The organism is Solitalea koreensis (assembly GCF_900182575.1).
GTDB classification, from domain to species: Bacteria; Bacteroidota; Bacteroidia; order Sphingobacteriales; family Sphingobacteriaceae; genus Solitalea; species Solitalea koreensis.
In genome coordinates this window covers 533,378-556,871 of record NZ_FXSZ01000002.1, presented here as the reverse complement: position 1 = coordinate 556,871, position 23,494 = coordinate 533,378, and the positions used below count along the sequence as shown (strand labels likewise).

General features: G+C 37.7%; 15 protein-coding genes. 12 read left to right on the top strand and 3 right to left on the bottom strand.

Annotated elements, in window-relative coordinates; genetic code table 11:
- The first annotated feature begins 114 nt into the window (after positions 1-114).
- The 3 genes from topA to FN756_RS05440 all read left to right on the top strand — a co-directional run bounded on the left by topA (position 115) and on the right by FN756_RS05440 (position 5,381).
- Positions 115-2,508 (top strand): type I DNA topoisomerase, encoded by a 2,394-nt coding sequence (topA, locus tag FN756_RS05450; RefSeq protein WP_142602138.1) that lies wholly within the window; start codon positions 115-117, stop codon positions 2,506-2,508.
- 96 nt (positions 2,509-2,604) lie between these two features.
- Entirely contained in the window at positions 2,605-3,009 is a 405-nt protein-coding gene (locus FN756_RS05445; RefSeq protein ID WP_142602136.1) for a hypothetical protein, read from the top strand.
- 260 nt (positions 3,010-3,269) lie between these two features.
- Positions 3,270-5,381, top strand: coding sequence for a carboxy terminal-processing peptidase (locus tag FN756_RS05440; protein ID WP_142602134.1), 2,112 nt, complete (start codon positions 3,270-3,272; stop codon positions 5,379-5,381).
- A 92-nt stretch (positions 5,382-5,473) separates the two neighbouring features.
- Here FN756_RS05440 and FN756_RS05435 read toward each other — a convergent pair whose 3' ends face one another.
- The 3 genes from FN756_RS05435 to FN756_RS05425 form a co-directional block, all read right to left on the bottom strand.
- Positions 5,474-6,088: a c-type cytochrome gene (locus FN756_RS05435; RefSeq protein ID WP_246085429.1), complete on the bottom strand. Its 615-nt coding sequence runs from the start codon at positions 6,086-6,088 to the stop codon at positions 5,474-5,476.
- A 108-nt stretch (positions 6,089-6,196) separates the two neighbouring features.
- On the bottom strand, positions 6,197-6,802 hold the full coding sequence (locus FN756_RS05430; RefSeq protein ID WP_142602132.1) for a c-type cytochrome: 606 nt from the start codon (positions 6,800-6,802) through the stop codon (positions 6,197-6,199).
- Between the two features lie 130 nt (positions 6,803-6,932).
- Positions 6,933-7,379 carry a nuclear transport factor 2 family protein gene (locus FN756_RS05425; RefSeq protein WP_185955186.1) on the bottom strand — a complete coding sequence of 149 codons (447 nt, stop codon included), beginning with the start codon at positions 7,377-7,379 and terminating at the stop codon, positions 6,933-6,935.
- A gap of 476 nt (positions 7,380-7,855) precedes the next feature.
- Between FN756_RS05425 and FN756_RS05420 the strand changes: the two genes are divergently transcribed.
- From FN756_RS05420 to FN756_RS05380, 9 genes are all read left to right on the top strand, one after another.
- Positions 7,856-8,569: a 3'-5' exonuclease gene (locus FN756_RS05420; RefSeq protein ID WP_142602129.1), complete on the top strand. Its 714-nt coding sequence runs from the start codon at positions 7,856-7,858 to the stop codon at positions 8,567-8,569.
- A gap of 49 nt (positions 8,570-8,618) precedes the next feature.
- Positions 8,619-10,376: an ABC transporter ATP-binding protein gene (locus FN756_RS05415; RefSeq protein ID WP_142602127.1), complete on the top strand. Its 1,758-nt coding sequence runs from the start codon at positions 8,619-8,621 to the stop codon at positions 10,374-10,376.
- A gap of 80 nt (positions 10,377-10,456) precedes the next feature.
- Complete coding sequence (locus FN756_RS05410; RefSeq protein WP_142602125.1) at positions 10,457-12,190, top strand: DUF885 domain-containing protein; 1,734 nt, start codon at positions 10,457-10,459, stop codon at positions 12,188-12,190.
- Between the two features lie 323 nt (positions 12,191-12,513).
- Complete coding sequence (gene rnr / locus FN756_RS05405) at positions 12,514-14,643, top strand: ribonuclease R (protein WP_142602123.1); 2,130 nt, start codon at positions 12,514-12,516, stop codon at positions 14,641-14,643.
- Between the two features lie 109 nt (positions 14,644-14,752).
- Positions 14,753-15,724 (top strand): polyprenyl synthetase family protein, encoded by a 972-nt coding sequence (locus tag FN756_RS05400; RefSeq protein WP_142602122.1) that lies wholly within the window; start codon positions 14,753-14,755, stop codon positions 15,722-15,724.
- A gap of 213 nt (positions 15,725-15,937) precedes the next feature.
- Positions 15,938-18,517, top strand: a complete 2,580-nt coding sequence (locus FN756_RS05395; RefSeq protein WP_246085428.1) for a zinc-dependent metalloprotease — start codon at positions 15,938-15,940, stop codon at positions 18,515-18,517.
- A gap of 109 nt (positions 18,518-18,626) precedes the next feature.
- Complete coding sequence (locus FN756_RS05390) at positions 18,627-19,817, top strand: DUF1624 domain-containing protein (RefSeq protein ID WP_142602120.1); 1,191 nt, start codon at positions 18,627-18,629, stop codon at positions 19,815-19,817.
- 175 nt (positions 19,818-19,992) lie between these two features.
- The gene (locus tag FN756_RS05385; RefSeq protein WP_142602118.1) at positions 19,993-20,847 is read left to right on the top strand and encodes a sulfurtransferase; all 855 of its coding nucleotides are present in this window, start codon (positions 19,993-19,995) and stop codon (positions 20,845-20,847) included.
- Positions 20,848-20,949: 102 nt separating this feature from the next.
- Positions 20,950-23,427, top strand: coding sequence for a PIG-L family deacetylase (locus FN756_RS05380; RefSeq protein ID WP_142602116.1), 2,478 nt, complete (start codon positions 20,950-20,952; stop codon positions 23,425-23,427).
- Positions 23,428-23,494 lie beyond the last annotated feature (67 nt).

Genomic DNA, 23,494 nt, shown 5'->3' with positions numbered 1-23,494 from the left:
GAATACCAATGAACGTCAAGTTTCTATAGGATAGATCGTAAAACCATACAATTTTTTTATTCCTTGTAGTTGAAACGTTTTATTCCTTTATTTGCGGAAAATACCGTTTTATCTATGGCTAAAAATTTACTAATCGTTGAGTCGCCTGCAAAAGCGAAGACCATTGAAGGATACCTGGGGAATGACTTTCTTGTGAAATCGAGCTTTGGTCATATTCGTGATCTTGCAAAAGGCGATGACGCTATCGACGTGAAAAACAACTTTGAACAGAAGTATGAAGTTCCTGCCGATAAAAAAGCCATCGTATCTGAATTAAAGAAATTAGCAAAAGAAGCCGAAATGGTATGGCTCGCATCCGATGAGGACCGTGAGGGGGAAGCAATTTCTTGGCACCTTTTGGAAACTTTAAACTTGAAAGAGGATAAAACCAAGCGTATTGTTTTTCATGAAATTACCAAGCCTGCTATTTTAAATGCAATAGAAAATCCCAGAGCTATTGATTATGGATTAGTTCATGCTCAACAGGCACGCCGCGTACTTGATCGGTTGGTAGGTTTTGAGCTTTCGCCTATACTTTGGAAAAAGGTTAAACCTTCATTGTCGGCAGGGCGCGTGCAATCAGTTGCAGTGCGTTTAATAGTAGAGCGCGAACGTGAAATCAATCAGTTTAAGGCAGTAGCTCAGTTTAAGATTACTGCATTGTTTTCTACAGACGGTAAAAAAGCAAATCTTAAAGCCGAACTTCCTGAACGTTTCAAAACTGCAGAAGAAGCTGAAAAATTTCTAAAAGATTGTGTTGAGGCCAATTTCAATGTAAACAGTTTAGAAGTAAAACCAGCCAAACGAACTCCTTCAGCACCATTCACTACTTCAACTTTACAACAGGAAGCATCTCGTAAATTAGGTTTTTCCGTAAGTCGTACGATGCAAGTTGCACAACGACTGTATGAAGCCGGTAAGATTACTTATATGCGTACTGACTCGGTGAATTTGTCGGATACGGCACTTTCATCTGCAGAGAAGGAAATTCGTAAGGCATACGGCGATAATTATCATCACCTGAGAAAATATAAAACCAAATCGGCTGGAGCTCAGGAAGCTCACGAAGCAATTCGTCCTACGTATTTTGAAGATCATACCATTGAAGGAGAAGCTGCCGAGCGCCGTTTATACGAACTGATTTGGAAAAGAGCCATCGCTTCACAAATGAGTGATGCTGCCTTTGAACGTACGAATGTGAAAATCGGTGTTTCAACCCGTAAAGAGGAGTTACAAGCTCAAGGTGAAGTATTGAAGTTTGACGGTTTTTTAAAGGTTTACTTTGAGTCGCACGATGAGGAGGAGGAGGAGGAAATCAATGGCGATGAGAATTCATCCCTGTTGCCTCCGTTAACTCAAGGCCAGCTGCTTAATCTTCAAGAAATGACAGCAGCCGAACGTTTTACCCGTCCTTCAGCACGTTATACTGAAGCCAGTTTGGTGAAGAAGTTAGAGGAACTTGGAATTGGTCGTCCATCAACCTACGCACCAACCATTTCTACTATTCAAAAACGTGGTTATGTGATCAAAGAAGATCGTGAAGGTAAGCCAAGAGATTACCGTGTATTTACCTTAAAAGATAAGAGTGTAACTGCAGCCAAAGCAACCGAAACCACAGGAGCTGAAAAATCTAAATTATTTCCAAGTGATATTGGAGCTGTAGTAAACGATTTTTTGGTGTTGCACTTTAAAAATATTGTTGATTATAGTTTTACTGCCTCAGTAGAAAAAGAGTTCGACGAAATTGCTCATGGAATGAAAGAATGGACTGAAATGATTCGTTCTTTTTACAATCCGTTCCATGAAGGGGTGAAAGAAACTCTTGAAACCGCTGAACGGGCAACCGGTGAGCGTGAATTGGGAAATGATCCGGAAACTGGTAAAAAGATTTCAGTTCGTATCGGTCGTTATGGTCCTTTCGTGCAGATTGGCGATAATGATGATGAAAATAAGCCGCGCTATGCCAGCTTAAGATCAGGCCAAATGATTGAAACCATTACGCTTGAGGAAGCATTAGAACTTTTTAAACTGCCTAAAAAAGTTGGAGCGTTTGAAGAAAAAGAAATGACCGTTGCAATTGGTCGCTTTGGACCATATATCCGTCATAATAATGCCTTTTATTCATTGCCAAAAGAGGATGACCCTCACACGGTTTCTGAAGCGAGAGCTATAGAAATCATTCTTGAAAAACGCGAAAAGGATGCAAATAAAATCGTAAAGACCTTTGCAGAAGATGAGGAAGTGAAGATTTTAAATGGTCGTTGGGGACCGTATATAGCATTTGGAAAGCAAAATGTTAAAATTCCAAAGGGAACTGAACCAACTGAGCTTACCTATGAAATGTGTAAGGAATTAGCTGAAAAAGATGCTGCAGCGGAAAAAGCAGGGACAAAGAAAAAAATGCCGGCTAAGAAAGTAGCCGCTAAAGCTAAAGTACCGGCCAAAAAGGCTCCAGCAAAAAAGAAATAGATTAGTATTGAGATATGAGTTATGCATATTGTGAAAGCGTAGAGCACCATTAAATGAAATTTGTCTCCTATCTCAAATCTTATATCAAATTTTAATATGAAAAAAGATCTTCCTGAAAATATAGTACAAGATGTTGCCATTGTTGTGGTTCTTGAAGAGGAGTCGTCAACCAACCGGACCTGGACGGTTTACTTGGTTAACCTAAAAGATAAGGATATTGAAACCGTATTGGTAAGTTCCCGCGGTTACGGTCATTTGAATGGGCAAAATGTTAAAACATCACTGTTACGTCATTCTATAGGAAAAGTTCCAGCGGGTGACTTTGCGATGATTGAACTAATCGATGAACAGGTATTTGGATTGAACAATGAATATTGGCTGAGCTATTATCAGGATGACGTGCTGTACGATAAGAAATTTATTTTCGTGCCGGATAGTATTGTGGATGAGAATCTTATTAAAATTCCGATTATCAATAAGCCGGGAGTAATGATTAAATAGAGGTTAGTTAGCTTAATGTATTTTTTTTAACGATGAAAATAATACTGGTGAGCATTAACGTTTTTCTTATAGTATTTTCCAATGTTTAAAGAAATTTCCAACTTCTTAGTTATTACATGATTTTTTTACAACCTTATTACTCCGTAATAATTTTTTTGCATAGTAATACGAATGTTACCTGTTAAGTTGTCAGGGAAATATTAATAAAATTATTTTTACCAAATTCAAACCAGTTATCACTCAATATTATAGTGCATAGAATGAAATTCAGATTTATTTCCCCTTTCTTAATTGCAGGTGTTGCCGGAAGTTTAATGGCTTTCGATACTCCTAATGAGAAACCTCAAGACGAAAAGTTGATCGTATCGATTGTTGGCAAGATGATTAAAGTTATGCATTATGATCCGCAAAAGATTGACGATAATTTTTCTAAAAAACTATTCTGGAATTACTTGGAAAAATTAGATGGGGAAAGGAAATTTTTTCTTCAAACAGATATTGACTACCTAAAGAAATATGAGTTGGAGGTGGATGATGAAATTATCGGAAATAAGCCATTAGGATTTCTTAATGAAACGGATTCTATTTTTGATATTCGTATGGCTCAATCTAAGCAGATCTATTTAAAAGTTATTGGTAAGAAATTTACTTTTAACAACAACGATAGCATTCAACTTGATTACAGTAAAGTTAATTATGCCGCCTCTGCAGCAGATATTGCAAAAAAATGGAAACAATCATTAAAATACAGTACGCTAATAAAAATTTCGGAGTTAATGGATTCTCGGAAAAAAGCAAAAGCCGATGATCCAATCGCTAAAGAAACGGATACAGAATTACAGGCAAAGGCTATTGCTAAGGTTAAAAAGAAATACGATAAATATTTTGTTAACTTAAACAACAATTTGAACGAAAAGGCTCGATTCGAAATATTCGCAAATACTATTACAACGACAATGGACCCACATTCTGCATATATGTCGCCAATTTCACAACGTGGTTGGAATGAAGGTATGTCGGGTACATATTGTGGTGTCGGTCTTTTATTAAAGCAGGAAGAAGACTATGTGAAAGTCGATGGCGTAGTACCTGGTGGTCCGGCATGGAAGCAAGGTGGGTTAAAAGCTGGCGATGTCATTTTGCGGGTAGGATCAAAAGAGCAGGAAATGATAGACGTTGCTGATTTCAGTATTAATGAAATTATAAAACTTACACGTGGAGTTAAAGGCAGCACTGCGATTTTTACAGTTAAGCAGCTTGATGGTACTATTAAAACAGTTTCTCTGATTCGTGATGAATTGAAACAGGAAGGTACTTTTGCACACTCTTATATAATTAATGGGGCACATAAAATAGGTATGATTGTATTACCTGAGTTTTATATTAATACAAAAAATCCTAATGGGCCAGGAAGTAGTGCTTATGATGTAGCCCAAGAAGTTGAAAAGCTTAAAGCAGAAAAGGTAGAAGGTATTGTTATTGATTTGCGTTCAAATGGGGGAGGTTCCTTAAAGGATGTGGTTAACATAGCTGGATTATTTATTCCTGAAGGTCCTGTTGTTCAGGTTCGTTCTCGTGATGGGAAAGTACAAGTATTATCAGATACCAATCCTGACGTGGCTTATGACGGTCCATTAGCCATAATGGTAAATGAAGGCAGTGCTTCAGCTTCTGAAATTTTAGCAGCGGCAATGCAAGATTATAAAAGAGCGATTATCATTGGTAGTCCAAGTACATATGGAAAAGGGACCGTTCAGCGTATGTTTGATGTGAATAGATTTCTACCTCAACTCCAAGATAAAGATCTTGGAGCTGTCAAATTAACCATTCAGAAATTTTATCGTATTAATGGTAGTTCAACGCAGCAAAAAGGAGTTACACCTGATATTATCATAAAGGATCAATTTTTTGATGTAGCTGAGAAAAATGAACCGTCTGTATTAAATTGGGATGAAATTACCAGCTCAACCTACAGCACTTGGAATAAACCATTAAACTTGGATGTGATTCGCAAAAACTCTGCGAAAAGAATTGCTGTTGATTCTGCTTTTAATTTAATGGAACAAAAGATCTCCTTATTAAAAAAGCAGAAGGATAACAAGGTCTTCTCTTTAAATCTGCAAGCATTTAAATCTAAACGAGAGGCTGATTTTAAAGAATGGGATAAGGTTAATAAACTGAAAGATGAAAAACCTTTTCTTGATGTTTTAAATCTGAAAACTGACGAAGCTAAATTGATAAACAATAAGATCAGCGCCGATAGGAACGAGCAATTATTGAAAATCTATAAAATTGATCACTATTTAGGCGAAACCGTTCAGGTAATGAACGAAATGATTAATGCAAATACTCAAATTGGTTTAAAAAACTAAATTTGATAAGATAACCTTGCTACTACTAAAAAAGCGAATTGAGCCTAAACTCAATTCGCTTTTTTAGTAGTCAAAGGTTTAGACCATTAAAGTTATTGGGTTACCATTTTAGCAACATCTTCTGGAGAAACAGGGTTAGGAACTTGATTTGTAATGGGCGGCAGCGAATGAAGATAAGCATAAACAGCTTTCAGATCATCGTCGGTCATTTTATTTATGTTATACCATGGCATAGGTGGAAGTATTTGCCGGCCTTCTTGTAGTCCCAAGTGTTTCCCTGTTCTAAGCGTTTTGATAAATACTTCTTCAGTCCAGGCGCCTAATCCTGTTGTTTCATCAGGAGTTAGATTAGCTGCATAAGAAATACCCCATGGACCTATGAAGGCAGTTCCATCCTGAGTCATCTGTATCCAAGCTGTAGGGTCGGTTGCTTTAGGGCCTAGCTGGGGGAGTTTACTGCCTATAGGATGTCCAGATAGTAATTTGGTAGTGTCGTCTATTGGCCCTTGTGGAGTCATTATTTTGGGTGAATGACAATCGTTACAACTTGAAATGGTTACCAGGTATTTGCCTCTTTCAACTAATTGTTCTTTTGAAGGATCCATACTTTCCTCTTTTTTTTGCTGGTTATTTGTGCAATAAGTCAATGCGCTTATAATTCCTATTAATAGGAAAGGGATAAGCAATCTGAACTGCTGTTTTTTCATACGTTTTTATTTAGGGTTTTAGTGTTTTGAGGCTCTTTTTGTAGCCTTGTTTGTCATTTGGTAGAAGTGGTCATAGATAGATGCTAAGCTGTACAAATCTTTATAATTCTATGGATTGGTAAGTTTCTTACTTACTTCATCTGGTGGAACAGGGCCCGGTACTTGGTTTTGGATAGGAGGTAATGATCTTAGGTAAGCATAGACCGCTTTTAAATCATCATCAGTCATTTGGTTTACATAATTCCACGGCATCGGTGGCAATACCTGTCGGCCGCCTGCTTGTCCTAAATGTTTTCCGGTTCTAAGGGTTGCAATAAAAACTTCTTCCGTCCAAGCGCCAATTCCGGTAGTAGTATCCGGAGTGAGGTTTGCTGTATACGAAATTCCCCAAGGCCCTGCAAAGCTGGTCATGTCAAGACTTGCAAGTGTCCAATTACCAGCCTTAGTGGCTGATGAATCAAGTTTAATATTGAGTTTTGAAAGCTCAGCGCCTTCTGGGTGTCCCGATAATAAACGATTTGAATCGACTGACAAACCATTGAAGGTTGGAGTTTTAGGTGAATGACACATGTTGCATGAACCGATAGTAACCAAGTATTTTCCTCTGGTAATCAATTCCTCATTGTTCATGCTTTCTTTAGAAGTAGTTGATTTGTTGCAATTGGTTAGCAAAACCGTTAATCCGATGAACAAGAGTTCTGTAATCGCTTTCATAACAGATTGATTATTAAAGTAGATGTATATTAAATTTACACAATATTTAACCACTTTTATAAACAGAATGCAGACGTACTTTTAATAAGCGGGTACTTATCTTAGAAATGGTTTTGTGTCAATTCTTATTTCACATTATCGTAAATGCCCAATGTTCAATTGCTTTTCCATCCTTAAACTTAATAATATCAACACCATCTGTCTTTATTTCCTCCCCGGTATTGTCAGTAGCTTTTGAGGTGAAATAAACGGCTACCATGTCTCCTTCTGCTATGATCTTATTAATTGTACTTTTCATTTTGGAGTACATAAATTTTTGCATTTTGCAGAGCTCTTTGGAGGCTTGTAGTCCATTGCTTTTTATTTCTTCTGGCTTGGAATGATCAATAGCATTTTTTGCTATCAGGTTGTCAAGCGCATCAGGATCGCCTAAATCAAAAGCGGCAAAAATTTTTTCGGCAATCGCTTTATTTCTGAAAGTTTCATTATTAATTGTCCTTTTTACAGATACTTGGCAGCTTATCAGACCTAATAAACATCCAATAATAAGACATTGAGAAGTGAATTTGGATTTCATAAGAGATTTGTTAAGATAGATTAATAATAAATTGACATAAATAGACAAGCAGTTTATGTACAATATGTTAGCCATAATTTTTTAAAGCAATCAACTTTTGAATGTTTGATTTAGATGCTGCTAATGCAATGGTTCGCTTTTTAATTTTTGCTAAGCTGAAAAACTGATCTCAATGAAAAGAAATTCGAATGGGTACACATTTTTATTGTTTACCCGATTATTTAATGTATTCAATAAGTTTTGTTATTATATGGTGTGATCAAGAAAACTGATTGCTACAACTGTAGACTCTGATAGACAATGCCGATTTCTAAACATTACAGTTGTAGGGGTAAATATCTAAATCAATCTATTGAGAATCAGTTTTGTAAAATTTTAGGATTAATTTTAAGGTATAGATTGAAGATGTTGAATTATAAATTATTTAATTGATAATCATTTATATTTCATAAATTTCATTTCCAATTTTTGTCATCATGCTTGATCAAATCAATCTTTCCAATGTTCTTTTCTTGGATATAGAAACCGTTCCTCAAACTGCTACTTTTGCCCAGTTAAATCCGACCTTTCAGGAGCTTTGGGAGCATAAGTCGAAATACTTTCGAAAAGAAGATCAGAGTCCGGAGGAGTGTTATGAACGTGCCGGAATTTTTGCTGAATTTGGTAAGGTGATTTGCATTTCAATCGGGAAAATTACAGAAGATCAGGAAGGAGGGAAAACTCTTAAAATGAAGTCATTTTACGGTTTCGATGAAGCAGTTCTACTCAATGATTTTGCTCAAGTGCTTGAAAAACTTAAAAGCGACACCCTGCTTTGTGCGCATAACGGCCGTGAATTTGACTTCCCTTATCTTTCTCGCCGAATGCTGATTAATGCTATAAAACTTCCTAAAGTGCTCGATAATAGTGGTAAAAAACCATGGGAAATAAATCATTTGGATACGCTTGAACTCTGGAAATTTGGTGATCATAAACACTACACTTCTCTTAATCTGCTGGCGGCGGTGTTTAATATTCCTACCCCGAAAGATGATATAAACGGAAGCCAGGTTGCCAGTGTTTATTGGAAAGACAAAGATGTTGAGCGAATCAAAACATATTGTGAAAAAGATGTGCTCACTCTTGTTCAATTAGTTCTTCGTTTCAAAGGTTTACCACTGATTACTGATGAGCAAATCGTAAGGGTTTAAGTGCCTTTCTGTTGCTTTACATTTGAGAAAAATGGTTATTTTGCAGCCTATGTCGCATAATATTCTCGAAGTAAAAAATCTAAGCACTCGTTTTAAAACTGAAGATGGTTGGGTAACAGCGGTTAAAAACACTAGCTTTCATATTCGTAAAGGGGAAACCATAGGTATTGTAGGAGAATCCGGCTCCGGGAAATCGGTGACTTCCCTTTCAGTAATGGGACTAATTGCTAAATCAAATGGAGTTAATGAAGGAGAGATTTTATTTACAGAGAATGACAAAACCATAGATCTGTTAAAATTATCGGAAGAAGAAATGCGTTCTTATCGTGGTAATAAAATTGCCATGATTTTCCAGGAACCCATGACTTCCCTAAATCCTGTTTATACTTGTGGTGATCAGGTTGCAGAGGCTATCCGTTTACATCAGCAGGTCGACAAAGAAACAGCAAAAAACAGAACCATTGAACTATTTAAAGAAGTTCAATTGCCACGTCCTGAAAACATATTCGATTCATACCCTCATCAAATTTCCGGTGGTCAAAAGCAACGTGTGATGATCGCAATGGCTTTATCCTGCAATCCTCAATTACTGATTGCTGATGAACCAACTACCGCCCTTGACGTAACCGTTCAAAAAACGATTCTTGATCTTTTATTAAAGCTCAAAGAAGAACGTAACATGAGTATGATTTTCATTTCGCACGACTTAGGTGTTGTTGCTGAAGTTGCTGACCATGTTGTGGTGATGTATAAAGGAGATGTAATGGAGCAAGGAACAGCTGATGTGATATTTGAAAATCCTAAACACCCCTATACCAAGGGCTTGTTAGCATGCCGTCCCGCAGCCAATTTGCATCTTAAAAAACTACCAACTGTTGCTGATTTCATGCAAGTTGATGAAGAGGGTAGAATCATTGAAACCGGAAATACGGTTCATTCTTTAAGAAAAGAATTGGGTTTTGGAGAAAGCGAAAAAGTCAAACGCAAAGAACAGCTGTATCAGCAACTGCCCTTGTTGAGTTTACAGAATTTGAAAACCTGGTTTCCGATTAAAAAGGGCATTTTTTCAAAAGTAACAGATTATGTAAAAGCCGTTGATGATATCTCCTTTGATGTTTATCCAGGCGAAACGATGGGTTTAGTAGGAGAGTCGGGTTGTGGTAAAACAACGTTGGGGCGTAGTATTTTGCGCTTAATAGAACCTACAGAAGGTAAAATTTTGTTTGAGGGCAACGATTTGCGGCAATTAGCATCAGATCAAATGCGTGCTCTTCGACGTGATGTTCAAATCATTTTTCAAGATCCTTATTCTTCATTAAATCCGCGGATTACTATTGGAAATGCGATCATGGAACCGATGCAGGTTCATAAAGTATTCAATTCTGATAAAGAGCGTCGTGATCGTGTGATGGAATTATTGCGTCGTGTAAATTTGAAAGAAGAGCATTTTAACCGTTATCCTCATGAATTTTCAGGCGGGCAGCGTCAGCGTATTTGTATTGCCCGTGCTTTGGCTTTAGCACCCAAATTTATTATTTGTGACGAATCGGTTTCTGCCTTAGATGTTTCTGTACAGGCACAAGTACTTAATCTTTTAATTGAGCTGCGCGAAGAATTTAATCTTACCTATATCTTTATTTCTCATGATCTTTCAGTGGTGAAATTCATTTCTGACCGAATGGTAGTCATGAATAAAGGCAAAATCGAAGAAATGGGAGATCCGGATCAAATTTATAACGATCCTCAGCAGGAATATACCAAACGACTCATTGCTGCAATTCCTAAGGGTAAAGTGTTAGTGAAATAGATTTGGGAGTCTTTCTTACCTCCTGCATATTGCTTATGAATAACTCTTTTATATCTTAGGGTAATAAATTTAAAACCAATATGAAAAGATTGTTAATGCTTTTTTTAGGAGGCATTTCTTTTTGTTCCTGTAAAAACAGTCATAAAACCGGTGAGCTTGATGTGCCTTTCACCTCTTTTAAAGATCGCTTTATTGTTAATTTATGGAAAATCAATCCGGATTTTGCAACCAGAGTTGGCTATCATAATTACGACAGTGTTTTATATGTTCCAGATTCTACTTACCAGAAAATGCGGTTGGATTTTGCAGCTGCTAGTTTGGATTCATTGCATAATTTCAATATTGATCAACTTTCAGATGCAAATAAAATCGACTATGAATTGATCGATAATCAGCTGAAATATGGACAATGGGTCTTAAGAATTTTAAAGCCCCAGGAATGGGATCCGTCGGTCTACAACGTTGGGGAGTCTTTTGCCATCATTCTAAATGAGAAGTATGCTCCCTTGGATGTTCGTCTTAAAAATTTCTATTTAAAGATGGCCAAAGTGCCAGCTTATTATGAGGCAGCAAAAAAAACAATTAAAAATCCAACGAAAGAGCATACAGCATTAGCAATTAATCAAAATAATGGTGGAGCATCGGTTTTTGAGAAGGATTTTATTGATTCCTTGAAAAGTTCTTCATTGCCGGCAACCGAGAAAAGCAAAATGGCAGAACGGGCCCGACAATCGGCCAGAGCAATGCACAATTATGCAGCCTGGTTAAGAAGTATGAGCAATCCGAACCCTCGGAGCTTTCGTTTAGGTAAAGATTTATACGAGAAGAAGTTTTTGTATGAGATCCAATCAAGTTATACAGCGGCTGAAATTTATGATATTGCTTTAAAACGCAAATCCGAAATCCATGCGGAAATGGCTAAACTCAGCAAGCAGCTCTGGCCTAAATACTTTAAGAATAATCCAATGCCTTCTGATACATTGGAATTAATCAAAACAATGATTGATACTCTATCGGTCAATCATGTTAAACCTGAAGATTTTCAAACTGCGATTGAAAAGCAAATTCCTCAATTAGCGGCTTTCGTTAAGCAAAAAGATCTACTTTATCTAGATCCTTCCAAACCATTGGTGGTAAGAAAAGAACCGGCTTATATGGCAGGTGTAGCTGGCGCATCTATTTCTGCACCGGGTCCATATGATAAGAATGGGAACACGTATTACAACGTAGGAAGTTTAGCGGGTTATTCAAAAAAAGCCGCCGAGAGTTACCTGCGCGAATACAACAATTATATTCTTCAGATTTTAAATATCCACGAAGCTATTCCGGGTCACTATACTCAATTAGTATACGCCAACCAATCACCAAGTATTATTAAATCGGTTTTTGGAAATGGCGCCATGATGGAAGGGTGGGCAGTTTATGCCGAACGTATGATGCTTGAAGCCGGTTATGGTAACAATGAACCTGAAATGTGGCTAATGTATTATAAATGGCATTTACGCACCTTATGCAATACCTTACTTGATTACAATGTTCATGTTAAGGGCATGGAGAAAGAAGATGCTATCAAATTTTTAACCAATGAGGCTTTTCAGCAACAAACTGAAGTCGAAGAGAAATGGAAACGCGTTAGCGTTACGCAGGTGCAATTAACTTCATACTTTACCGGTTTCACTGAGATTTATAACTTTAGAGAAGAACAGAAAATGAAACTTGGCGACAAGTTTGATCTTAAAAAATTCAATGAGAAATTTTTAAGTTATGGAAGCGCTCCTGTCAAATACATCAAAGAATTAATGGAGAATGAATAAGGTCTTAGTCTGGAGTCTTTAAGTCCCGAGTTTAAAAGATGTTTTAAGACTATTAACTTTTTACTCAGGACTGTACACTCCAGACTGTCGACTGATTTTGATTTTCATTCAGGTTTAGGGGCTGTTTTAGGCTTTATGTTGGGTACGGCCCTTTGTTTGAGAGCACTTTTTGATAGTTTTCTGGAGTTAATTTTGAATGCTTTAAGTAGGATACTCACAGTATTCTTTCACATTAGTTGCTTGAAACTTCACTATTTTCTTTCATTCTGTCATTCAATCAATCATTCATTGCGCTACGACTGCCAAATCCTTATCTTCGCTTCATGTCAAAAAAGAAAAACTCACTTAAAGGGCTTCGTCAAGTATTTACCCAGTTGGTGATGAACGTTCTTTCACAACACAGTAACCAAGCGCTTAATTATAAACAGATTAGTGGGAAGTTGAATATTGCCGATGATGAATCGCGCCAAATAATTCTTCAAGTTTTAAAAGATGAGGTTAGAAACGGTACTGTAAAAGAAGTTTCTCCCGGTAAATTCATAGCTAAAGACCTTAAAACATATATCATTGGAAAGGTCGATATGGCTGCTTCCGGTTCAGCTTACGTAATTTCACCTGAATCTGAACGTGATATATACATTGCTCCTCGTAAATTGCGAAATGCTTTGCATGGGGATACGGTGAAAATATTCGTTTATGCGCGTCCTAACGGCAAGCAAAAGGAAGGGGAAGTAGTTGAGATTATCGAGCGTGCAAAGTCAGAATTTACAGGATTGGTTAAAATAACGGGAAAATTCGGATTCCTGATTCCTGATGATCGTAAAATGCTGCATGATATTTTCATTCCCACCGAAGGATTGAACAATGTACAAGATGGCATGAAAGCCATTGGGAGAATAACCAATTGGCCGGAAGGAGCAAAAAATCCAATTGGGGAAATTACTCATGTGTTGGGAATGCCTGGTGAAAACAATACCGAAATGCACGCTATTCTGGCTGATTTTGGTTTTCCGCTTTCGTTTCCTAAAAAAGTAGAAGAAGAGTCGCAAGCTATTTCGGATGTAATTACTCCTGCTGAGATTAGCAAACGCCGTGATTTTCGCGCGATTACTACATTTACCATAGATCCTGCAGATGCCAAAGATTTTGATGATGCGATATCGTTTCAGTTTTTAGAAAACGGGAACTATGAAATTGGAGTACACATTGCCGATGTTTCGCATTATGTTGTACCAGGTACTGCTTTAGATACCGAAGCTCAGGAACGCGGAACCTCTGTCTATTTAGTTGATCGTGTAATTCCAATGTTGCCTGAACATTTGTCGAACGGGTTATGCTCATTGCGCCCAAATGAAGATAAATTGTGTTTTTCTGCTGTGTTTGAGATGAATAAGGAAGGGCAAGTAATAACCGAATGGTTTGGAAGAACAATTATTAATTCGGACCGTCGCTTTGCTTACGAAGAAGCGCAGGAAATACTGGAAACCAAACAAGGTCAGTTTTCAAAAGAACTCGAAACCTTAAATGAAATCGCCTATAAATTACGCGATCAGCGTTTTAAACACGGAGCCATTAACTTTGAAAGTACTGAAGTGAAATTCCGACTGGATGAGGAAGGCAGACCAATCGGTGTGTATGTGAAAGAACGGAAAGATGCGCATAAACTCATTGAAGATTTCATGTTGCTGGCTAACAGAAAAGTAGCCGAGTTTATCGCTAAAAAAGGACCTAAACGAAATGCCTATACTTTCGTGTATCGTGTTCATGATGCTCCTGATGAAGAATTGTTAGGTAAATTTGCCGTTTTTGCTTCCCGTTTCGGTTATAAAATAAACACCAAAAACCATCATGAAATTTCAAAGTCGCTAAACTTTTTAATGGATGATGTTGTCGGTAAAAAAGAGCAAAATGTGCTTACTTCACTTGCCATCCGATCTATGGCCAAGGCTGTGTATACAACCAAGAAAACAAGTCATTACGGTTTGGCTTTCGACTTCTACACCCACTTTACTTCACCAATTCGACGCTATCCTGATGTAATGACGCACCGGTTATTAGCTCATTATTTAGCAAATGGAAAGAGCGTGAACGCTGATGAGTACGAAAAAAAATGCGAGCATTCCTCACAAATGGAAAAACGTGCTGCAGAAGCAGAACGTGCTTCAATAAAATACAAACAAGCCGAATACCTGAAAGACAACATTGGGGAAGAGTTTGATGGCATTGTTTCGGGTGTTACTGAATGGGGTATGTACGTTGAGATCGTTGAAAATAAATGCGAAGGAATGATCCGGTTGCGTGATATGAACGATGATTTTTATGTATTAGATGAAGCTAATTACTGCATCATAGGTCAGCGCAAAAAGAAAAAATACCAATTGGGTGATCCTGTTAGAATCAGAGTAAAAACGGTGAATTTAGTGAAACGTCAAATTGATTTTACAATGGCGTAAAAAAGGATTTGAGATATGCGATTTGTGTATTGAGATATAAAATAAATGATTGTATTTCGTCTCAATACTCAAATCTCAATACGCATATCTAATATCATATCTAATATTAATGAAAATTAAAGAACTTCAACATTTAATAAATACAGAGGTAGAGCAGTTAGCATTACCTGGCAATCCAGGGGAGTTGTACGAACCTATTACTTATTTAATGGCATTGGGTGGTAAGCGTATGCGCCCGGTGTTAACGTTAATGGCCTGTAATGTTTTTTCGGAAGATGTTCAACCTGCATTAAAAGCAGCATTGGGTATTGAAGTATTCCATAATTTTAGTTTGATGCATGACGATATTATGGACAATGCTCCACTGCGTCGTGGTAAAAAAACGGTACACGAAAAATGGAATCCGAATATTGCCATTCTTTCAGGAGATGTAATGTTGGTTAAGGCATATGAACTTATGATGCAGGTTGATGATCATTTACTGCGAACAGTTCTTGATATTTTCAATAAAACTGCGGCAGAAGTATGTGAGGGTCAGCAAATGGATATGAATTTTGAGGGGCATGCAAATGTAGAAGTTGAGCAATACATAGAGATGATCGGCCTAAAAACGGCGGTATTGCTAGGTGCAAGTTTAAAAATTGGAGCCCTGATTGGTGGTGCTGCTGAAGCAGAGGCTCAGCACTTATATGAATTCGGGAAAAATCTTGGAATCGCTTTCCAGTTGCAAGATGATATTTTGGACGTGTTTGGCGATCCAGATAAGTTTGGGAAACAAGTTGGGGGTGATATTATCGCTAATAAAAAAACCTATTTACTCATCAAAGCAATCGAACTGGCTGAGCATTCAACTAAAGATGAACTTAAACATTGGATTAACATACCGATTTTCGATGCTGATGAAAAAGTAAAGGCCGTTACCAACATCTATAATCAATTAAATATTAGAGAGCAGGCAGAGAATATGATGCATTCTTTTGTTGTAAAGGCTATGGATCATATAAATTGTATTGAGGTTACTCCTGAAAGAAAGAAACAATTAATCGATTTTGCCGGCCAGTTAATGGTACGCGAACATTGATAATATACTTTTTACAATGAACCGATTGTTTCTAAAATAATCGGTTCATAATCGTAATTCTGGCATAAGCGCCTTTCTGCATTCGATTCCGAATTGATATATTTTACCTTTGAAACATTTTAGTTACTCATACCTAACATTTTAGTTACTCAACTATTTTGTTTTAAAATAGTTTTTACTTTCAGTTAATTATTCAACTTACAATCAATTAACATGAACAAAAAAAATCGTCTATTACTGACGACAGGGATAGTACTATGCTTTTTAAGCAGCGTTTATTGTCCAACGGTAAATGCGCAGACACAACCAGATCCGGCCAAAACGGCGGCAATGAGATCTCAAATGATGGGCAGACCTGTTGATTCAGCCAGGGCTAATATGCCGAAAGGTAGTCCTCGAAAATTCAGAGAACTAATTAATTCAAAAGCAGTTTCCGATTCTGGTTTATTTAATGTTTACAAACTGGATGAAAAGTACTATTTCGAAATACCCTACAAGTTAATGGGGAAAGATATTTTGGTAGTGAGCAGGCTCTCGAAATCAGGAGTTGGGATTCGTAATCAAATGGACGGTTTTGCAGGTGATGAGGTAAATGAGAACATAATCCGTTTTGAGATTGGTCCCAATAATAAAGTCTTTTTGAAGAATATTTCTTACTCAGAAGTATCAAAGGACTCCACTCAGGATATGTATCATTCGGTAATGAACTCTAATATCCAACCTATCGTAGGTTCTTTTGATATCAAAGCTTTTTCAGAAAGAAATAAAGGTGTTTTGATTGATTTTACTGATTATTTGAGTGGTGATAATGATATCCTGTTCTTTGATCAGCAAAAAAAGGCGGGCTTAAAGCTACGAATGTTTCAGCCTGATAAATCATACATCTCAAGTGTAAAGTCATTTCCAATAAATACAGAAATTAAAACGGTAAAAACCTATTTAAAAGGTGGACCTTCAATGGGTGGTACTTCCAGCGCACCTGCTGAAGCTGGTTTTGCAACTGTTGAGTTAAACAGTTCATTAGTGCTGCTCCCCGAAAAACCAATGCAGCCTCGTTATGCTGATGATCGTGTAGGTTATTTTACTACTTCGGTAACTGATTTTGATGCAAATCCACAAGGCGTTAAGAAAATTCAGATGATTACCCGCTGGAAGCTGGAACCCAAAACTGAAGATATTGAAAAGTACAAACGCGGTGAGCTGGTAGAACCTAAGAAACCTATTGTATTTTATATTGATCCTGCTACGCCGGAGAAATGGAGGAAATACCTGATTATGGGTGTTAACGATTGGCAAGTGGCGTTTGAACAGGCGGGTTTTAAAAATGCGATTATGGCCAAATTAGCTCCTACTAAAGAGCAAGATTCAACATGGTCAATAGAGGATGCTCGTTATTCAGCAATTGTGTATAAACCGTCTGATATTCCAAATGCAAGCGGCCCAAATGTGCATGATCCACGTTCAGGTGAAATTATCGAAAGTCATATTAACTGGTACCATAATGTAATGAAGCTCTTGCGTAACTGGTATTTGATTCAGGCATCTCCGAATGATCCACGTGCTCGAAAAATGCAATTTTCTGACGAGTTAATGGGTGATTTGATTCGGTTTGTGTCTTCGCATGAAGTTGGACATACACTGGGTCTTCGTCATAATTTTGGATCAAGTTCAGCTTATCCCGTTGATAAATTAAGAGATAAAGAATGGGTGAAAAAGAATGGACATGCAGCATCGATCATGGACTATGCACGTTTTAACTATGTAGCACAACCTGAAGATGGTTTGACCGGCGCCGATCTTTATCCTCGTATTAACTTTTACGATAAATGGGCAATTGAATGGGGGTATAAGTTAATTCCTCAGGCTAAATCAGCAGATGAAGAAACACCGATTTTAAATAAGTGGGTATTGGCTAAGGCAACTGATAAAAAATATTGGTTCGGTACAGAAACAAGCGCAGATGATCCTCGTTCACAAAGCGAAGATCTGGGCGATAATGCCATGAAAGCGAGTGCTTACGGTATTAAAAACCTGCAACGTATTTTACCAAATTTAATGACCTGGACTAAAGAAGCAAATCAGGGTTATGCTAATCTGAGTGAGTTGTATTCTGAGTTAATTGGTCAATATAATCGCTATATAGGCCATGTAGTGAAAAATGTTGGAGGAGTTTATCAAACGCCTAAAACAGTTGAACAAGCCGGTCCTGTTAATGAATTGGTGTCAAAAGCGACACAAAAAGAAGCCCTTGTTTTTTTAAATGCCCAATTGTTTACAACACCAAAATGGTTGATTAATACAGATATTTCAAGCCGAACCGGAGCTAATATGGTAACTGCAATTGGTAGAATACAAGAAACCGCTTTGAAAAAATTACTTGATCCTTATACCATAAGTAAGTTAGTAAATGCCGAAGCAACTGCAGGTAATAAGGCTTACTTAGCTACCGATTTATTTGCTGACCTTAATAAAGTAATATGGGCTCCATTGTACAATCATCAGGCAATTGATGTGTATACTAGAAATCTTCAAAAGGCTTATGTTGCTGATTTAAGCAAACTATTGCCTACCGATGCCCCACCAGCCAGCGAATCTAATTCAATGGCTCAAATGAGAGGGCCTAAGGCGGTAGATCCTGCAACCAATGATGTATCAAGTATTTCCAGAGCTCAGTTGGTAAGCTTACGTAGTGCTATAAAAGCTGCATTACCTGCTATAACAGATCCAATGAGTCGTTATCATTTACAAGATTTGGCCGATCGCATTAACAATACTCTATCACCAAAATCTTAAGAATTGAAGTTATTTCTTATCAAAGCGACCCGGTAGGGTCGCTTTTTTGATTTAATAAAGATTGATTTTATTAAATTTATAGAAGTAATCGGGTTAAAATGAATTACTTATGAAATCGTTTTCTACGGCATCTTCAATAGCAAGTAGCACAACACGGATTATCTCCATTGATTTACTTCGAGGAATCATTATGGTAATAATGGCTTTGGATCATGTTCGCGATTATTTTTCTATCGCCCGCTTTAATCCGCTTGATTTGACCCAAACTACTCCCGATTACTATTTTACGCGCTGGATCACTCACTTATGCGCACCAAATTTTGTTTTTCTGGCGGGTGTTGGTGCTTTTCTGATGCAATACCGTGGGAAACCCCCCAAAGAAATGTCCATGTTTTTGTTTACACGTGGATTATGGATGATTATTCTTGAATTTACGATCGTTCGTTTTGGGTGGTCATTTAGTTTGGCTGATGGCTTTTCGGTGGCGCAGGTAATTTGGGTCATCGGCTGGGCAATGATTTTGCTCTCCGCTTTGGTTCGTCTTCCGCTTAAGGCAATTGCAGTTATTGGTTTGTCCATTATTCTATTTCATAATGCCCTCGACGGTATTAAGGCCGAACAGTTTGGAAACGAATCATGGATATGGAATTTTGTACATCAGCCAAACATAATAAAGGTTAGCTCAAATTATTCTTTGTTCGCATTGTATTCACTTATTCCTTGGGTGGCAGTAATGGCTTGTGGCTATTGTTTCGGATATTTTTTTACTTTACCTAGCCATGAGCGGTTAACGTCTTTTTTATGGATTGGGTCCGGGATGATTCTTACATTTTTGATACTAAGGTTTGCAAATGTTTACGGTGATCCGCATCCATGGACAGTTCAAAAAAACGGACTTTATAGCTTCCTTTCCTTTATGAATGTCGAAAAGTATCCTCCTTCTTTACTTTATCTGGATGTTACCATAGGAATAGGCATTTTGCTGCTTGCTCTTTTTGAGAAGGCCAATGGGCCTCTTGTTGATTTTTTTACCATTTACGGCCGTGTTCCTTTGTTTTATTATGTTTCGCATATCTACCTGGTTCATTTTCTGGCCTTAATAGCTGCTCAATTAACATTGGGTAGGTTTGATTTTATGATCGGCACTCCATTTAATGGTTTTGGAAAAATACCTTATGGTTTTGAACTTCCCATGGTTTATCTCATGTGGATATTGGCTATTCTAATTTTGTATTACCCTTGCCGATGGTTCGCAGGTGTTAAAAAACGAAATAAAGCAGTTTGGTTGAGTTATTTGTAGGATACTTTTTGAATTCATTTATCTAATCGTTCATCAAAATTCACCATGCAAAGCGTAGTCTAATCGCATAAAAAACTCAATGATAGTTACTCCGAAAAAAGAATTAAGCTTAAAAACTTGTAAAAAGGTTCTCCAAAACACCCTGTTGTTTTAATAAAATACAATCCTAAGTATCATGAAAGAAGAAGCTCCAATTATTAAACCTGAAGAACTATTGCTATTGAAGCAGTCAACACCAATCGTTATTGTTGATGCAAGATCAGGTGCCGATGCGAAAGACAGATATGCCGCTGCACATATCGATGGTGCGCTACATGTTGATTTGGATAAGGACCTCTCAAATGTAAAACCTGATCCCGCTGATGGTGGAAGGCATCCTTTGCCTGATTTTATTCAATTTTCTAAGGTTTTGACACGACTTGGTATAACGCCGCATACTCATGTGGTTATTTACGATGATAAAAATGGTGCAAATGCAGCATCCCGTTTTTGGTGGATGTTAAAATCAATCGGTCATAAAAAGGTACAGGTGCTGGATGGTGGTTTTGATGCTGCCATTAAAACAGGTGTTCCAACTAGTTCAAAAGAAGAGGTTCCTTTAAAAACAGAAGTCTATGAAACGAGTCAATGGCAATTGCCATTAGCCGACATAAATGAGGTGGATCGTGCAACTCAGAATGATAATTATTTAATTATTGATGTGCGTGAAAAAGACCGTTTCGATGGCTTGAGAGAACCTATTGACTCGGTTGCCGGCCATATCCCCGGAGCTATTAATATTCCTTTGCAAGGTAATTTGGATGCTGATGGTTTTTTCAAAACGCCAATAGTGCTTAAAGAACAATATTCGCAAGTGCTTCAGGGTAAAAAGGCTGAGCATGTAATAGTGCACTGCGGTTCGGGAGTAACTGCTTGCCATACGCTACTTGCAATGGCTTATGCAGGGATGGAGATTCCCAAATTGTACGTTGGTTCATGGAGTGAATGGTCTGGCCGCAATCGACGGATGGTAACAAATACTAAAGATTAATGTACTTTATTTAATATTTCAATCATTGTGAAACCACTTTCTTAAAAAGCATTCCTTAGTGAAAAGTAATTTTCTTCTATCTTTAGTTTTCTAAATAACCATATGAAGAAAATCATCCAAATCGCACTCGCTTTATTAGTTGTAGTTCAATTTTCACAGGCGCAAACCCCTAAATCGTACAGTTCATCTGATATCTTATTAGGATTGAAGAAATTAAATACCGTAGGTTCGGTTTTATATATTGCCGCCCATCCTGATGATGAGAACACACGATTAATCGCTTACCTGGCCAATGAAAGGTGCCTGCGTACAGGGTATTTAGCGCTTACCCGTGGTGACGGTGGACAAAACCTTATTGGCAATGAACAAGGGGATTTATTGGGTTTAATTCGTACCCAGGAGTTATTAGCTGCACGCCGTGTGGATGGGGGTGAGCAGTTTTTTACCCGCGCTAATGATTTTGGTTTTTCTAAAAATCCTGAAGAAACATTTTCTATCTGGAATCGCGATAGCATTTTGGCGGATGTTGTATGGACAATTCGTAAGTTTCGACCTGATGTGCTATTAACTCGTTTTGCAACCGACGGAAGTGGTGGGCATGGTCATCATACTGCTTCCGCTATTTTGGCCGAGGAAGCTTTTACTGCAGCGGCCGATCCAACACGGTATCCAGAGCAATTAAAATATGTACGGGTTTGGCAGGCAAAACGTTTGCTTTACAATAATGCAGCTCGCTTTTGGAACCCCAATGCTGATATGAGTGGTAATTTAAGTTTAGAGGTAGGCAGTGAAAATTTCTTATTAGGTAAATCATATGGCGAGATAGCCGCTGAAAGCCGTAGTAATCACAAGAGCCAAGGTTTCGGATCTGCTCGAGTAAGAGGTTCCATCCTAGAATATTTTAAACCGATTAAGGGTGATGTTCCTCAGAAAGATATTTTCGAAGGCATTGATCAGTCATTTTCTCGCATAAAAGGAGCTGAAAAGTTTTCAAAACTCGCTCAGCAAGTTTATAAAGAATATAAACCTGAACAACCCTCAGCTTCTCTTCCGCTATTGCTTGAGGCGTATCAAGAACTAGGGTCAATAAAGGATTCATATTGGCATGCAGAAAAGAAAAAGCAACTGGAAGAGTTGATTGCAGCCTGTGCAGGACTTTGGTTGGAAGCGAATCCTGCAGATTTTGAAACAGCCCAAGGTGCTGATCTCCTGTTAACCATTAATGCATTAAACAGAAGTAAAGTTCCTGTAACACTTGAGAAGATTATTTTGCCCAATGGTTCGGAGGAGAGCCCTTCGAAGCTTTTAGAAAAGGATGTTTCCTATAAATTAGAGAAAGCAATAAATATCCCGTCTGATGCAAAGGTTACAAATCCATATTGGTTGGCGGATAAACATGCTATCGGGATGTTTAATGTGACTAACCAGCAATTAATCGGTAAACCTGAAAATGATGCAGCGCTGCAAGTAAAATACCTCTTGAATTTTGGTAAAATCTCCATTGAATTTACTCGTCCTGTCATCTATAAAGCAGTCGATCCTGTTGATGGCGAAGTGTACAGACCTTTTGTGATTACTCCACCGGTCATGGTAACTTTAAATGAAAAGGCGTATGTATTTCCCGATAATTCTCCTAAAAAAGTTCAGGTTATTGTTAAATCAGGTGTAGCAAATTGTACAGGAACAGTAAAACTAAAACTGCCAGAAGGTTGGAATGTGGAACCTATTTCTTCCGGTTTCAATTTAAAAGCAAAAGATGAGGAGCAAACCCTTGAATTCATGGTAACTCCTTCAGGAGGCAGTTCTCAAGGTATTCTTAAAGCGGTGGCAATGATGGATGGTAAGGAATATTCGCAAGGTTTAACCACAATTATTTATAAACACATTCCGGTTCAAACCTTATTCCCCTATGCCGAAGCCAGACTTTCTCATTTTAATTTGATACGTAAATCAAAGTTGATTGGATACATCGTTGGAGCAGGTGATGACATTCCCCAAAGCTTGATACAAATTGGTTATGATGTTAAGTTCCTTACGGATGATATGTTAAGCAACGGAATTGACCTATCTTCTTTCAATGCCATTATCGTAGGTGTTAGAGCTTATAATACCAATGACCGTATGAAGTTTTATTACGATAAATTGATGAATTATGTGAAGAATGGAGGTAATTTGATTGTTCAGTACAATACCAATAACTTTTTAGGAGGAGTTAAATCTCCGATCGGTCCATACCCTTTCACCATTTCCCGTGATCGTGTAACAGATGAAAATGCTGAAATCCGTTTTGAATTGCCGCAACATCCGGTCCTAAATTCGCCGAATAAGATTACCGCGGATGATTTTAAAGGTTGGATACAGGAGAGAGGCATTTATTTCGCCGGCGATTGGGACGCGAATTATCAGACACCTCTCAGTATGAATGATCCGAATGAAAAATCATCAAAAGGAAGCACCTTGATTACTCAATACGGTAAAGGGTATTTCGTTTATACGGGGGTTGTTTTCTTCCGAGAATTACCTGCCGGTGTACCCGGTGCTTACCGACTATTTGTGAATATGATAGAGTTGGGGAAGTAAATGAATGTTGAAGAAATTAAGTTGAATTATTAATGTTGAATTAGGAAATATTAATTAAAAGCTACCA

Coding starts and splice junctions, on each gene's coding strand:
- topA (WP_142602138.1), top strand. CDS start 115: ATGGCTAAAAATTTACTAATCGTTGAGTCGCCTGCAAAAGCGAAGACC.
- FN756_RS05420 (WP_142602129.1), top strand. CDS start 7,856: ATGCTTGATCAAATCAATCTTTCCAATGTTCTTTTCTTGGATATAGAA.
- FN756_RS05415 (WP_142602127.1), top strand. CDS start 8,619: ATGTCGCATAATATTCTCGAAGTAAAAAATCTAAGCACTCGTTTTAAA.
- FN756_RS05385 (WP_142602118.1), top strand. CDS start 19,993: ATGAAAGAAGAAGCTCCAATTATTAAACCTGAAGAACTATTGCTATTG.
- FN756_RS05410 (WP_142602125.1), top strand. CDS start 10,457: ATGAAAAGATTGTTAATGCTTTTTTTAGGAGGCATTTCTTTTTGTTCC.
- FN756_RS05440 (WP_142602134.1), top strand. CDS start 3,270: ATGAAATTCAGATTTATTTCCCCTTTCTTAATTGCAGGTGTTGCCGGA.
- FN756_RS05445 (WP_142602136.1), top strand. CDS start 2,605: ATGAAAAAAGATCTTCCTGAAAATATAGTACAAGATGTTGCCATTGTT.
- FN756_RS05435 (WP_246085429.1), bottom strand. CDS start 6,088: ATGAAAAAACAGCAGTTCAGATTGCTTATCCCTTTCCTATTAATAGGA.
- FN756_RS05430 (WP_142602132.1), bottom strand. CDS start 6,802: ATGAAAGCGATTACAGAACTCTTGTTCATCGGATTAACGGTTTTGCTA.
- FN756_RS05400 (WP_142602122.1), top strand. CDS start 14,753: ATGAAAATTAAAGAACTTCAACATTTAATAAATACAGAGGTAGAGCAG.
- FN756_RS05390 (WP_142602120.1), top strand. CDS start 18,627: ATGAAATCGTTTTCTACGGCATCTTCAATAGCAAGTAGCACAACACGG.
- FN756_RS05395 (WP_246085428.1), top strand. CDS start 15,938: ATGAACAAAAAAAATCGTCTATTACTGACGACAGGGATAGTACTATGC.
- FN756_RS05380 (WP_142602116.1), top strand. CDS start 20,950: ATGAAGAAAATCATCCAAATCGCACTCGCTTTATTAGTTGTAGTTCAA.
- rnr (WP_142602123.1), top strand. CDS start 12,514: ATGTCAAAAAAGAAAAACTCACTTAAAGGGCTTCGTCAAGTATTTACC.
- FN756_RS05425 (WP_185955186.1), bottom strand. CDS start 7,379: ATGAAATCCAAATTCACTTCTCAATGTCTTATTATTGGATGTTTATTA.